The sequence below is a fragment of the Enterobacter sp. BIDMC93 genome, assembly GCF_001037805.1.
Taxonomy (GTDB): domain Bacteria; phylum Pseudomonadota; class Gammaproteobacteria; order Enterobacterales; family Enterobacteriaceae; genus Enterobacter; species Enterobacter hormaechei_C.
Genome location: NZ_KQ089962.1, coordinates 934,834 through 948,842 on the forward strand (window position 1 = coordinate 934,834; position 14,009 = coordinate 948,842).

Below are 14,009 nucleotides of genomic sequence, written 5' to 3' on the forward strand. Positions count from 1 at the left end.
GATTTAAGGCTGACAAGGAGAGACGCGTGAGGCGATTGCCGGGGATTTTACTGCTTACAGGGGCAACGCTGGTCGTGATTGTCGCGTTGCTCGTGAGCGGGCTGCGTCTCGCCTTGCCGCATCTGGACAGCTGGCGTCCGCAGATCCTGGCAAAAATCGAATCCGCCACCGGCCTGCCGGTGGACGTGAGTCATATCGAGGCAAGCTGGCAGAACTTTGGCCCGACGCTAGATGCCCGGGATATCAGCGCCGGCCTGAAAGATGGCGGCCACCTCAAAATCAAACGCGTCACCCTGGCGCTGGATATCTGGCAAAGCCTGCTGCATCTGCGCTGGCAGTTTCGCGATCTCACCTTCTGGCAACTTCAGCTGATGACTAACACGCCGCTGCGAAGCGGCGACAGCGATCGGGGGCTGGAAACCAGCCGTATCAGCGATCTGTTCCTGCGGCAGTTCGATCATTTCGATCTGCGCGACAGCGAAGTGAGCTTTATTACTCTTTCCGGCCAGCGCGCTGAGCTGGCGATCCCACAGCTGACCTGGTTAAACGGGAAAGATCGCCACCGCGCCGAGGGGCAGGTGAATCTCTCCAGCCTGAACGGGCAGCACGGCGTTATGCAGGTGCGGATGGATCTGCGTGACGACAATGGCTTGCTGAACAACGGCAGGGTGTGGCTACAGGCGGACGACGTGGACGTGAAGCCGTGGCTCGGTGAGTGGCTACAGCAGAACATGCAGCTGGAGACCGCGCGCTTCAGCCTGGAAGGCTGGATGACCCTGACGAACGGGACGTTCGCCAGCGGCGATATCTGGCTTAAGCAGGGGGGCGCGAGCTGGAAAGGGGAAAACCATCAGCATCAACTTTCCGTCGATAACCTCACCGCACACGTGACGCAGGATAAAGGCGGCTGGCAGTTCGCTATTCCGGATACGCGCATCTCCATGGATAACAAACCCTGGCCGCGCGGCGCGCTGACGCTGGCGTGGATGCCGGAGCAGGACGTCGGCGGGATAAACGGTAAACGCAGCGACGAGCTGCGTATCCGCGCCAGTAACCTGGATCTGACGGCGATCGAAGGGCTGCGTTCAATGGCCGCAAAACTCTCCCCGGAGCTGGGCGAAATCTGGCTGGCGACGCAGCCGAGCGGGCAGATAAACCGGCTGGCGCTGGATATTCCGCTCCAGGCCACGGAAAAGACGCGTTTTCAGGCGGCATGGAAAAATCTCGCCTGGAAACAGTGGAAACTGCTGCCGGGTGCTGAACACTTCAGCGGTAAACTGGAAGGAAGCGTGGAAAACGGCAGGCTGACGGCAGAAATGCAGGACGCGAAAATGCCGTACGAAACGGTCTTCCGTGCGCCACTGGAGATCGAAAAGGGAAATGCCACCCTCAACTGGCTGAAGAATGACAAAGGTTTTCAGCTCGATGGCCGCGATATCGATGTGAAAGCCAAAGCGGTCCATGCGCGCGGTAATTTCCGTTATCTACAGCCTGAAGGCGATGAGCCGTGGCTGGGTATTCTGGCGGGCATCAGCACGGATGACGGTTCTCAGGCGTGGCGCTACTTCCCGGAAAACCTGATGGGGAAAGCGCTGGTGGACTATCTCAGCGGCGCCATTCAGGGCGGCCAGGCGGATAACGCCACGCTGGTCTACGGCGGCAACCCGCACCTGTTCCCGTATAAGCACAACGAAGGCCAGTTCCAGGTTCTGGTGCCGCTACGCAACGCCACCTATGCCTTCCAGCCGGACTGGCCGGCGCTGAAGAATCTGGATATTGAACTCAACTTTCTGAATGACGGCTTGTGGATGAAGACGGACAGCGTTGCGCTGGGCGGCGTAACGGCAAGCAACCTGACGGCAAACATCCCGGATTACTCCAAAGAGAAACTGCTGATTGATGCGGATATTAAGGGGCCGGGTAAAGCGGTTGGTCCGTACTTTGAAGATACGCCGCTGAATGACTCCCTGGCAGCCACCCTTCAGCAGTTGCAATTAGATGGCGATGTGAATGCTCGCTTACATCTGGATATCCCGCTGGACGGTGAAATGACCACCGCCAAAGGCGACGTTCGCCTTAATAACAACAGCCTCTATATCAAGCCGCTGGACAGCACGCTGAACAACCTCAGCGGTCAGTTCAGCTTTGTTAACGGCACGCTGGAAAGTGAGCCGCTGAAAGCGACCTGGTTCAATCAACCCGTCAATATCGATTTCTCCACCACCGAGGGCGATAAAGCCTACCAGGTGGCGGTCAATATGGACGCGAACTGGCAGCCGTCACGCATGGATGTTCTGCCGAAGCCGATTGAGAATGCGGTGGACGGCGCGGTGTCATGGAATGGCAAGGTCGCCATCGACCTGCCTTATCATGCCGGTGCGCGCTATAACGTCGACATTACGGGCGATCTGAAAAACCTCAGCAGCCAACTTCCCGCGCCGCTGAATAAGAAAAGCGGTGAAGCATTGCCCGTCAATGTTAAGGTTGCGGGCAACCTTAACAGCTTCGATTTAACCGGAAACGCTGGTGGAACAAACCACTTCAACAGCCGCTGGCTGCTTAACCGCAAGCTGACGCTCGACAGAGCGATCTGGACGACGGACAGCCGTACCACGCCGCCGCTGCCGGAGCAGGCGGGCGTTGAACTGAATCTCCCGCCGATGGATGGCGCAGAGTGGCTGGCACTGTTCCAGAAAGGTGTCGGGCAAAACGTCGACCAAACGGCGCAGTTCCCGCAGTCCATTACCTTGCGCACGCCTGCGCTGACGCTGGGCGGGCAGCAGTGGAACAACCTGAGTATTGTCTCCCGGCCGACGGTAAACGGCTCAAAGGTCGAGGCGCAGGGGCGTGAGATTAACGGTTCGTTGACCATGCGCGATCACGCGCCATGGCAGGCGGCTATCCGTTATCTCTATTACAATCCGACCTTTACGGCGTCTAAAGCAGAGTCGACAAGCGCTTCTCCTGTCAGTGGCAGTGGGACGTCGCGCGTGGATTTCAGCGGCTGGCCCGATCTCCAGTTGCGCTGTGCGGAGTGCTGGCTGTGGGGGCAAAAATATGGCCGTATCGACGGTGATTTTGCTATTCAGGGCAATACGCTGAGCCTCTCTGGTGGGCTGGTGGATACCGGCTTTGGCCGCATGACTGCCGCTGGCGAATGGGTGAACAAACCGGGTGAACAGCGCACCTCGCTGAAAGGCGATATTAAAGGCAACAAGCTGGACGCCGCAGCTAACTTCTTCGGCATTAGCACGCCGCTTCGCGGATCGTCCTTCGATGTGAATTACGATCTGCACTGGCGCGCAGCGCCATGGACACCCGATGAAGCTTCGCTTAACGGCATCCTGAAAACCCACTTCGGTAAGGGGGAGATTGCCGATGTGAGCACGGGGCGCGCCGGGCAGATCCTGCGTCTGCTGAGTTTTGACGCGCTGCTGCGCAAGCTGCGCTTCGACTTTAGCGACACCTTCAGCGAAGGTTTCTACTACGATTCCATTCGCAGCACGGCGTGGATCAAAGACGGCGTTCTGCACACCGACGACACGCTGGTGGACGGCCTGGAAGCGGATATCGCGATGAAAGGGTCAGTGGATCTCGTGCGCCGCGAGCTGGATATGGAAGCCGTGGTGGCGCCGGAGATTTCCGCAAGCGTGGGCGTTGCGGCAGCCTTTGTGGTCAATCCTATTGTCGGGGCGGCGGTGTTTGCGGCCAGTAAAGTGCTGGGGCCGCTCTGGAGCAAAGTCTCGATTCTGCGCTATCGCATTACCGGGCCGGTTGATAAACCACAGATTAATGAGGTGCTGCGCCAGCCGCGCAAAGAAGCACAGCAATGATTTGACGTGGGCAGGTAATTGCCTCACTCTCAATAAATACGATCTTTATACCGCCACTGGCGGCAACGAACGAGTAGCAATAGATGAGTCTGAACCTGGTAAGTGAACATTTGCTCGCAGCGAACGGCCTGAGCCATCAGGACCTGTTCTCCATTCTTGGTCAACTGACCGAACGCCGCCTCGACTACGGCGATCTCTATTTCCAGTCGAGCTATCACGAATCCTGGGTTTTAGAAGACAGCATCATTAAAGATGGCTCTTATAACATTGACCAGGGCGTCGGCGTGCGCGCCGTCAGCGGCGAAAAAACCGGTTTTGCCTATGCAGACCAGATAAGCCTGGCCGCGCTGGAGCAGAGCGCGCAGGCGGCGCGAACCATTGTGCGCGATACGGGCGACGGACGGGTGAAAACGCTGGGTGAAGTGCAGCACGCTGCGCTCTATACCAGCATCGACCCGCTGCAAAGCATGAGCCGCGAGGAGAAGCTGGACATCCTGCGTCGCGTGGACAAAGTGGCTCGCGCGGCGGATAAACGCGTGCAGGAAGTCTCTGCCAGCCTGACCGGGGTTTATGAACTGATTCTGGTGGCGGCGACGGACGGTACGCTGGCCGCCGACGTGCGTCCGCTGGTGCGTCTTTCTATTAGCGTTCAGGTTGAAGACGACGGCAAGCGCGAGCGCGGCTCAAGCGGTGGCGGCGGTCGTTTTGGCTATGACTGGTTCCTGGGCGATGTTGACGGCGAAGCCCGCGCAGATGCATGGGCAAAAGAAGCCGTGCGCATGGCGCTGGTTAATCTTTCTGCCGTGGCTGCACCCGCCGGTACGTTGCCGGTGGTACTGGGCGCAGGCTGGCCGGGCGTGCTGCTGCACGAAGCGGTCGGTCACGGCCTGGAAGGTGATTTCAACCGTCGCGGGACGTCCGTATTCAGCGGTCAGATGGGGCAGCTTGTCTCCTCCGAACTGTGTACCGTGGTGGATGATGGCACCATGCTCGACCGTCGCGGCTCGATTTCTGTCGACGATGAAGGTACGCCGGGTCAGTACAACGTGCTGATCGAAAATGGCGTACTGAAAGGCTACATGCAGGACAAGCTTAACGCGCGCCTGATGGGCGTTGCGCCGACGGGTAACGGCCGTCGTGAATCCTACGCACATCTGCCGATGCCGCGCATGACCAATACTTACATGCTGCCGGGCCAGTCCACGCCGCAGGAGATTATCGAATCCGTTGATTACGGTATCTTCGCGCCAAACTTTGGCGGCGGTCAGGTGGATATCACCTCCGGCAAATTTGTCTTCTCTACCTCAGAGGCGTATCTAATTGAGAAGGGCAAAGTGACCAAAGCGGTGAAGGGCGCAACCCTGATTGGCTCCGGCATTGAGGCCATGCAGCAGATTTCCATGGTCGGTAACGACCTGAAACTGGATAACGGCGTGGGCGTTTGCGGCAAAGAGGGCCAGAGCCTGCCTGTGGGCGTCGGTCAGCCTACGCTGAAAGTGGATAATCTGACGGTGGGCGGCACGGCGTAAATTTTCCCCCGCACTCTAACCCTCTCCCCAACGGGGAGAGGGGAAAAGCCTACTCTTTCCTTCTACCTCGCATGCCCTGAAACAGCTCCGCCACTTCGACAAAATACTCGGTCAGATAGTTAATACACACCTGTACTTTGAGAGGCAGCTTGTCCTTTTCGGTATAGAGCGCGTACACCGGACGCGGATCGGACTGGTAGCGCGGGAAGAGGATCTCCAGCACGCCGCTGTTGATCTCGTTGATCACCCACATCAGCGGTACGTAGGCGATCCCGGCCCCGGCCACCAGCCAGCGTGAGATGGTCATCGGATCGTTGGTCACGAAGCGGCCTTCAGGCAGCAGTTTAGTGGAAAGCCCTTCCGGCGCGATCAGTTCAAATTCGTTATCTGGCCGAACGCTGTATTCCAGCCACGAGTGGTTGCTCAGGTCGGCAGGTTTTTCCGGCACGCCATACTGTGCCAGATAGCTTTTCGAAGCGCAGACCACCATCGGCATGCTGCCCAGTCGACGCGAGAACAGGCTCGAGTCCTGCAACGCGCCAACGCGGATCACCACGTCTAACCCATCGGCAATCAGATCCGGTGCCGGAATGCCCGTTACCAGATTAACGGTTAAACCGGGATACTCTTTAAGCATTTCCGCCGTCATGGCAGCGAGGACATTTTGTGCCATAGTTGAAGAACAACCGATACGCAGCGTGCCGATAGGCGTGTTGTTAAAGGCATAGAGCTGCTCGTGAACATCCTGCACCTCATGCAGCATTCGACGGCAGCCCTGATAGTAAATTTTACCCGCTTCCGTCAGCCCGATGCTGCGGGTGCTGCGGTTGAGCAGCTTCACCTGGAGCTCATCTTCCAGTTTTGACACTGTCTGGCTAATGGATGAGACGCTCATTTGTAGCTGACGTGCTGCGGCGGTAAAAGAGCCTTGCTCAACCACTTTCGCAAAGACGGACATGCGTTTTAGACGTTCCATTATTCACTCTGGCTTAAAAGTGATTTAGATCACATATGATAGATAACAGCATAACAGTTACGTTAATATATTATTAATTACATAACGGCTGCGCCACTCTCGCCCGGCAATTCTTGCTCTCCTGCGGCGGCGCGAGCTTAAAAATCCAGTAACCTGCACTCTCTTTAATCAAGGTCAACATGAGTCTGTTTCCCGTTATCGTGGTGTTCGGTTTGTCGTTCCCACCGATATTTTTCGAGCTTCTTTTATCACTGGCGATCTTCTGGCTGGTGCGCAAGGTGCTGGTCCCTACCGGGATTTATGATTTCGTCTGGCATCCTGCATTGTTCAATACCGCGCTGTATTGCTGCCTGTTCTATTTAATATCGCGCATGTTTGTCTGAGGTTGATGTGAAAACGCTAACAAGAAAAATCTCCCGCACTGCCATCACTATGGCGCTGGTCATCCTGGCGTTCATCGCTATTTTTCGCGCCTGGGTTTATTACACCGAATCCCCGTGGACGCGCGATGCGCGTTTCAGCGCGGAGGTGGTCGCGATAGCGCCCGATGTCGCCGGTCTCATTACGGCGGTCAACGTCCACGATAACCAACTGGTGAAAAAAGATCAGGTGCTGTTCACTATCGACCAGCCGCGCTATCAAAAAGCGTTGGAAGAAGCGGAAGCCGACGTGGCGTATTACAACGCGCTGGCCGCTGAAAAACGCCGTGAAGCAGGACGCCGTAACAAGCTGGGCATCCAGGCTATGTCCCGGGAAGAGATTGACCAGTCTAATAACGTGCTGCAAACCGTGCTGCATCAGCTGGCAAAAGCGCAGGCGACGCGCGATCTGGCGAAGCTCGATCTGGAACGTACCGTTATCCGCGCCCCGTCCGATGGCTGGGTGACCAACCTCAACGTCTATGCGGGTGAGTTTATCACGCGCGGCTCAACTGCCGTGGCGCTGGTGAAACAGAACTCCTTCTACGTCCTCGCCTATATGGAAGAGACCAAGCTGGAAGGCGTGCGTCCGGGCTATCGCGCCGAAATCACGCCGCTCGGCAGCAACCGGGTCCTGAAGGGAACCGTGGACAGCGTGGCCGCGGGGGTGACCAACTCCAGCAGTACCAATGATACAAAAGGGATGGCGACCGTCGATTCTAACCTCGAGTGGGTTCGCCTGGCGCAGCGCGTACCGGTACGCATTCGTCTGGATGAGCAGCAGAGCAACCTCTGGCCCGCAGGCACCACCGCGACGGTGGTGATCACGGGTGAAAAAGACCGTGATGCCAGCCAGGATTCTATCTTCCGTCAAATCGCCCATCGCCTGCGCGAGTTTGGTTGATCGCTATGGGCATTTTTTCCATCGCCAGCCAGCACATCCGCTTCGCCGTGAAGCTGGCATGCGCCATTGTGCTGGCGCTGTTTGTTGGCTTCCATTTCCAGCTTGAAACGCCGCGCTGGGCCGTTCTGACCGCCGCGATCGTCGCCGCCGGTCCAGCCTTCGCGGCGGGTGGCGAACCTTACTCCGGGGCAATTCGCTATCGCGGGATGCTGCGTATTATCGGCACCTTTATCGGCTGTATCGCCGCCCTGACCATTATCATCCTGATGATCCGCACGCCGCTGCTGATGCTGATTGTGTGCTGTATCTGGGCGGGTTTTTGCACCTGGGTCTCTTCGCTGGTGAAGGTGGAGAACTCGTACGCCTGGGGTCTGGCGGGGTATACCGCGCTGATTATTATCATCACCATTCAGAGTGAACCGCTGCTTGCTCCGCAGTTCGCCGTGGAACGTTGTAGCGAGATTGTCATTGGTATCGTCTGCGCGATTGTCGCAGATCTGCTCTTCTCTCCGCGATCCATCAAGCAGGAAGTCGATCGTGAGCTGGACGCGCTGATTGTTGCTCAGTACCAGCTTATGCAGCTGTGCATTAAGCACGGCGACAGCGAAGAGGTCGACAAGGCCTGGAGCGCGCTGGTGCGCCGCACGCAGGCGCTGGAAGGGATGCGCAGTAATCTCAACATGGAGTCTTCCCGCTGGGAGCGGGCCAATCGTCGTCTGAAAGCGATCAATACCGTCTCGTTAACGCTGATCACCCAGGCGTGTGAAACCTACCTGATTCAGAACACCCGCCCCGAAGTGGTAACGGATACTTTCCGCGAACTGTTTGATGAGCCCGTGGAGACGGTGCAGGACGTGCATCGACAGCTTAAACGCATGCGTCGTGTGATTGCCTGGACAGGAGAACGGGATACGCCAGTCACCATTTATACCTGGGTTGGCGCCGCAACGCGCTACCTGCTCCTGAAACGCGGCGTGATTAGCAACACCAAAATCAGTGCGGCGGAAGAAGAGGTATTGCAGGGCGAAGTGGTGATCAAACCGGAGTCCGCCGAGCGCCACCATGCGATGGTTAACTTCTGGCGTACCACCCTGGCCTGTATACTCGGCACGCTGTTCTGGCTGTGGACCGGCTGGACGTCCGGCAGCGGCGCGATGGTGATGATTGCCGTCGTCACCGCGCTGGCGATGCGTCTGCCCAACCCGCGCATGGTCGCGATCGATTTTCTGTACGGCACCATTGCGGCGTTACCCATTGGCGCGCTCTACTTCCTGGTGATTATCCCCTCGACGCAGCAAAGCATGCTTTTGCTCTGCATCAGCCTGGCGGTGATGGCGTTCTTTATCGGGATTGAGGTACAAAAACGCCGTCTGGGATCGTTGGGTGCGCTGGCGAGCACGATTAACATCATCGTGCTGGATAACCCGATGACCTTCCATTTCAGCCAGTTCCTGGATAGCGCATTAGGTCAGCTGGTGGGCTGTTTCCTGGCGATGATGGTGATCCTGCTGGTGCGGGATAACTCTCAGGCGCGGACAGGGCGTGTGCTGCTGAATCAGTTTGTGTCGGCCGCCGTATCGTCATTGACTACCAACACCGCGCGGCGTAAGGAGAACCACCTGCCGGCGCTCTATCAACAGCTGTTCCTGTTGCTGAATAAATTCCCGGGCGATGTCGCCCGCTTCCGCCTGGCGTTAACCATGATTATCGCGCACCAGCGTCTGCGGAACGCGCCAGTGCCGATCAACGATGATTTGTCCGCTTTCCACCGCCAGCTACGGCGAACGGCGGACCATGTGATATCGGCATCGAGTGATGACAAACGTCGCCGCTACTTTAAGCAACTGCTGGAGGAGCTGGATATCTACCAGGAGAAACTGCGGATCTGGGAAGCGCCGCCGCAGGTTACCGAGCCGGTAGAGCGGCTGGTGTTTATGCTGCACCGCTACCAGAATGCGCTGACAGACAGCTAACGAAGAGAAAACCGACGCCAAAAGCGTCGGTTTTTTTGTGGCTATACTTATTCTTGCAGGTTCAAACATTCAGGAAGGGAGGACACATGACAACCCAGGCTCTTCAGGACAGTATTCTTTTTCAGACCGGGTATCTGGTCAACGGTATCTGGAAAACACTCGACACCACGTTTGATGTGCTAAACCCGGCCACGGGCGAGGTGGTCGCGAAAGTGGCGAAAGCAGGGAAAGCCGAAACCGAAGAGGCCATTGCGGCCGCGACGAAGGCCTTTCCCGCATGGCGCGCAAAAACGGCAAAAGAGCGCTCCACGATCCTCTATCGCTGGTATGAACTGATTATCGAGAATAAAAGCTGGCTCGGGCGGCTGATGACCACCGAGCAGGGCAAGCCGCTGAAAGAGGCTGAAGGTGAGGTGGACTACGCTGCCAGCTTCATTCAGTGGTTTGCCGAGCAGGCCAAGCGCGCCAACGGTGAAATTATTCCTCCGGTTAAACCCGGCTCCCGTATTCTGGCCACTCGTGAACCTGTCGGGGTGGTTGCTGCTATCACGCCATGGAATTTCCCGATGGCCATGCTCACCCGTAAGCTCGGCCCGGCGCTGGCAGCAGGATGTACCGGCGTCATCAAGCCTGCAAACAACACGCCGCTGAGCGCCTTTGCGCTGCTGACGCTGGCGAAGCAGGCCGGTGTGCCGGATGGTGTGCTGAATGCGGTCGCGGGGAGCACCTCAGAAATTAGTGACGCCATTATGGCCAGCCATGACGTGCGCAAAATCTCGTTTACCGGATCAACCGCCGTCGGGAAAACGCTGGTTCGCAATTCCGCAGAGACCATGAAAAAGGTATCGATGGAGCTGGGCGGTAATGCGCCATATATCGTTTTCGAGGACGCGGATATTGAGGCCGCCGTCAAAGGCGCGATCGCCAATAAGTTCCGTAACGCTGGGCAGGTCTGCGTCAGCGTAAACCGTTTCTATATTCAGGAGACGGTCTATGACAAGTTTGTCAATCAACTTGCCGATGCGGTGAAGGCGCTGAAGGTGGGGAACGGTCTGGACGAGGGCGTCGTTGTCGGCCCGCTGATTGAGCCTTCGGCTGTCGAAAAAGTCCGTGAGCACGTCGAAGATGCGGTAGCGAAGGGCGCCACGGTGCTGGCTGGGGGTAAACCGCACGAACTTGGCGGCAACTTCTGGATGCCAACCGTACTCGGTGACTGCCATGAAGGCATGAAGCTGGCAGAAGAGGAGACCTTTGGTCCCGTTGCCGCCTGCTTCCGCTTCACGTCGGAAGACGAAGTGGTTATGCGCGCTAACAATACGCCTTACGGGCTGGCAGCCTACTTTTATACCCAGAATCTCTCGCGCGTGTTCCGCGTCTCGCAGGCCATTGAGAGCGGCATGATCGGAATTAACGAATGTGCTGTCTCGACCGAACTGGGTCCGTTTGGGGGCGTAAAAGAGTCCGGGCTGGGCCGCGAAGGGTCCGTGCTGGGGCTGGAGGAGTTTCTGGAAGTCAAAACCCTGCATATCGGGGGATTATAATAGACAGGGCGGCATTTGCCGCCCGCCTGTACCGGGTGGCTGGCAATGAAAATTTATACCTTTGATTTTGACGAAATTGAGAGTCAGGAAGACTTCTATCGCGAGTTTATTCGGGCGTTCGACCTGGAGCGGGGCAGCGTAGGCAATCTTGATATGCTGTGGGATGTGGTTACCGGCGATCGTCTGCCGTTACCGCTGGAAATCGAATTTACCCATCTGCCTGAAAAACTACGCAGACGCTTTGGCGCATTGATTTTATTGTTTGATGAAGCGGAGGAGGAGCTGGAAGGGCAACTGCGTTTCAACGTGCGCCAGTGATAAAAAAGCCCCTGACCGGGAGGTCAGGGGCAAGTCGTATGATGAGATACGACGAGGGTTTATTTGTACAGTTCTGCGGTAGCGTGCCAGTGGTCGCCACTGCGCGCTTCGATGATGCGATAGGATGACGCACCCTGTTCTTCCGCTTTTTTGTTCAGCATGTCGTGCATGTCCATCGGAGACGTACCGATGGCGCCAACAGAAACAGTCCCGATAGCCTGACGGGATTGTGCCTGTTCAGCATTAATGGTGTCGGCTGCAAACGCACCGAATGACAGGACTGACAGTACGCTCAGGGCAGCTACAGTGGTTTTAATTTTCATGATTATTTACCTCGTCAATTATTTTACTGGGGTCTTTGTTCTGTGACCCTCATCACAAAATCAAGTATACACTAATCACGCAAAAAATTAATACCAGACTAATGGTTTCGTCTGTTATTACGCGTTAAAAAATTCATTTTTTATAACGAGAATGCATAAAAAAGGGCAGCACAATGCGAGGTTTGTGGTTTTTTCTTGAATAAATCAAAGGGATAGGACAATTTGATTTTTAGTGCGATTTTGCGGCAGACCATTCACTGAATGAATGTTAACAGGCGGTAAAAAGCACTATTTGCAAAAGTAGCAGGCAGACAAAAGCAGGGTAAAACGCGGAAAGAGCAGAATGATCCCCGCAGCCAGGCGCTACGGGGCAGACAATTACAGCTCCTGTTCGAACAGGACCAGAATCGCTTCGTAGAGGTCTTTCACCGAGAAACCATTTGCCGGGGTGGTAAAAATGGTGTCATCGCCGGCGATGGTCCCGAGGATCCCCTCTGCTTTACCCAGCGAGTCCAGCAGGCGGGCAATCAGCTGGGCTGCGCCCGGGCTGGTGTGGATCACGACCACGGCATCGTTATAGTCGATGTCCAGAACCAGGTTTTTCAGCGGGCTGGAGGTCGTTGGCACGCCAAGTTCAGCAGGCAGGCAATAAACCATTTCCATTTTGGCGTTGCGCGTACGCACCGCACCAAACTTGGTTAACATGCGAGAGACCTTCGACTGGTTGATGTTGTCGAAGCCTTGTTCCTGCAACGCCTGAACAATTTCTCCCTGAGAACTGAATTTCTCTTCTTTGAGTAGCGCTTTAAACGCCTTCACTAATTCTTCTTGCTTAGACGAGCTTCGCATAAGTCACCCGGAATATGACGATAGAAACAACATTATTATGCATGTGGATGAATTTTTATGCAAATTATCTACCTGGCACCAGGCTGAAATAATGTTATGAAAGGGAGAGATTTTATCAGATTTCGTTATCGGAAAACATGCCTGGGTCACGCCGCGCAAATAAGCTTAAAAGTAAATTAAATGTTATCAAAATGATGTTGTTTTGGTGGCGTGGCAGGGTGTATTGTAACCCCCTCTTAATTCGTTGTTGCCTGCATCCCGATAGTATTCAGGTGAAGGCGAAAGACGTGCGACCTCAAATTCTTTAGCGATGAAAATTGTAATTAATGACGTGCTGAATTATGGTCGCCGCAACGGAGTTACAGATACTTAAGTTAACCATAATAAGGAGTTTAGGATGAAAGTCGCAGTCCTCGGCGCTGCTGGTGGTATCGGCCAGGCGCTTGCCCTACTACTGAAAACCCAACTGCCTTCAGGCTCAGAACTCTCCCTGTACGATATTGCTCCGGTAACCCCAGGTGTGGCGGTTGACCTGAGCCACATCCCGACAGCTGTGAAAATCAAAGGCTTCTCCGGTGAAGATGCGCGTCCTGCGTTGCAGGGTGCCGACGTGGTGCTGATCTCCGCGGGTGTTGCGCGTAAACCGGGTATGGATCGTTCAGACCTGTTCAACGTCAACGCGGGCATCGTGAAAAACCTGGTTCAGCAGATTGCTGAAACCTGCCCGAAAGCGTGCATCGGGATCATCACCAACCCGGTGAACACCACCGTTGCTATCGCAGCAGAAGTGCTGAAGAAAGCGGGCGTTTACGACAAGAACAAACTGTTCGGCGTAACTACGCTGGATATCATCCGCTCCAATACCTTCGTGGCTGAGCTGAAAGGCAAGCAGCCAACGGAAGTGGAAGTGCCGGTTATCGGCGGTCACTCTGGCGTGACCATCCTGCCTCTGCTGTCGCAGATCCCGGGCGTGAGTTTCACCGAGCAGGAAGTGGCTGATCTGACCAAACGTATTCAGAACGCAGGCACCGAAGTGGTGGAAGCGAAGGCGGGTGGCGGTTCTGCAACCCTGTCTATGGGCCAGGCGGCGGCACGTTTCGGCCTGTCTCTGGTTCGCGCGTTGCAGGGCGAAAAAGGCGTTGTTGAATGCGCCTATGTTGAAGGCGACGGTGAACACGCGCGCTTCTTCTCTCAGCCGCTGCTGCTGGGTAAAAACGGTGTTGAAGAGCGTAAGTCTATCGGCACGCTGAGCGCGTTTGAGCAAAACGCGATGGAAGGCATGCTGGATACGCTGAAGAAAGACATTACGCTGGGCGAAGAATTCGTTAACAAGTGATCTTATCC

The 14,009-nt window shown here is 56.0% G+C and carries 11 protein-coding genes; 8 read left to right on the top strand and 3 right to left on the bottom strand.

Annotation, left to right across the window (positions count from 1 at the left end):
- Positions 1-26 precede the first annotated feature (26 nt).
- Together yhdP and tldD are read left to right on the top strand one after the other, a co-directional pair.
- Positions 27-3,833 carry an AsmA2 domain-containing protein YhdP gene (gene yhdP / locus SK58_RS04435; RefSeq protein WP_048219428.1) on the top strand — a complete coding sequence of 1,269 codons (3,807 nt, stop codon included), beginning with the start codon at positions 27-29 and terminating at the stop codon, positions 3,831-3,833.
- A gap of 83 nt (positions 3,834-3,916) precedes the next feature.
- Positions 3,917-5,362: a metalloprotease TldD gene (tldD, locus tag SK58_RS04440; protein WP_015572010.1), complete on the top strand. Its 1,446-nt coding sequence runs from the start codon at positions 3,917-3,919 to the stop codon at positions 5,360-5,362.
- Between the two features lie 49 nt (positions 5,363-5,411).
- Here the strand turns inward: tldD and aaeR are convergent, their stop codons facing one another.
- Positions 5,412-6,338: an HTH-type transcriptional activator AaeR gene (gene aaeR / locus SK58_RS04445; protein ID WP_017382712.1), complete on the bottom strand. Its 927-nt coding sequence runs from the start codon at positions 6,336-6,338 to the stop codon at positions 5,412-5,414.
- A gap of 179 nt (positions 6,339-6,517) precedes the next feature.
- Between aaeR and aaeX the strand changes: the two genes are divergently transcribed.
- The 5 genes from aaeX (at position 6,518) to SK58_RS04470 (ending at position 11,493) form a co-directional block, all read left to right on the top strand.
- Positions 6,518-6,721, top strand: a complete 204-nt coding sequence (gene aaeX / locus SK58_RS04450) for a p-hydroxybenzoic acid efflux pump operon protein AaeX (protein WP_003860416.1) — start codon at positions 6,518-6,520, stop codon at positions 6,719-6,721.
- 7 nt (positions 6,722-6,728) lie between these two features.
- A complete protein-coding gene (aaeA, locus tag SK58_RS04455) occupies positions 6,729-7,661 on the top strand; it encodes a p-hydroxybenzoic acid efflux pump subunit AaeA (protein WP_017382713.1) in 933 nt (310 codons plus the stop codon).
- A gap of 5 nt (positions 7,662-7,666) precedes the next feature.
- On the top strand, positions 7,667-9,634 hold the full coding sequence (gene aaeB / locus SK58_RS04460; RefSeq protein ID WP_003860418.1) for a p-hydroxybenzoic acid efflux pump subunit AaeB: 1,968 nt from the start codon (positions 7,667-7,669) through the stop codon (positions 9,632-9,634).
- Positions 9,635-9,720: 86 nt separating this feature from the next.
- Entirely contained in the window at positions 9,721-11,175 is a 1,455-nt protein-coding gene (locus SK58_RS04465; RefSeq protein WP_017382714.1) for an NAD-dependent succinate-semialdehyde dehydrogenase, read from the top strand.
- A gap of 45 nt (positions 11,176-11,220) precedes the next feature.
- On the top strand, positions 11,221-11,493 hold the full coding sequence (locus SK58_RS04470) for a barstar family protein (RefSeq protein ID WP_048219430.1): 273 nt from the start codon (positions 11,221-11,223) through the stop codon (positions 11,491-11,493).
- A gap of 59 nt (positions 11,494-11,552) precedes the next feature.
- On the opposite strand, the gene yhcN is transcribed toward SK58_RS04470, so the two are convergent.
- A complete protein-coding gene (gene yhcN / locus SK58_RS04475; protein ID WP_023304501.1) occupies positions 11,553-11,816 on the bottom strand; it encodes a peroxide/acid stress response protein YhcN in 264 nt (87 codons plus the stop codon).
- Between the two features lie 378 nt (positions 11,817-12,194).
- Positions 12,195-12,665 carry a transcriptional regulator ArgR gene (argR, locus tag SK58_RS04480; protein WP_003860428.1) on the bottom strand — a complete coding sequence of 157 codons (471 nt, stop codon included), beginning with the start codon at positions 12,663-12,665 and terminating at the stop codon, positions 12,195-12,197.
- 397 nt (positions 12,666-13,062) lie between these two features.
- On the opposite strand from argR, the gene mdh reads away from it, so the two are divergent.
- Complete coding sequence (mdh, locus tag SK58_RS04485) at positions 13,063-14,001, top strand: malate dehydrogenase (protein ID WP_003860429.1); 939 nt, start codon at positions 13,063-13,065, stop codon at positions 13,999-14,001.
- Positions 14,002-14,009: the final 8 nt, after the last annotated feature.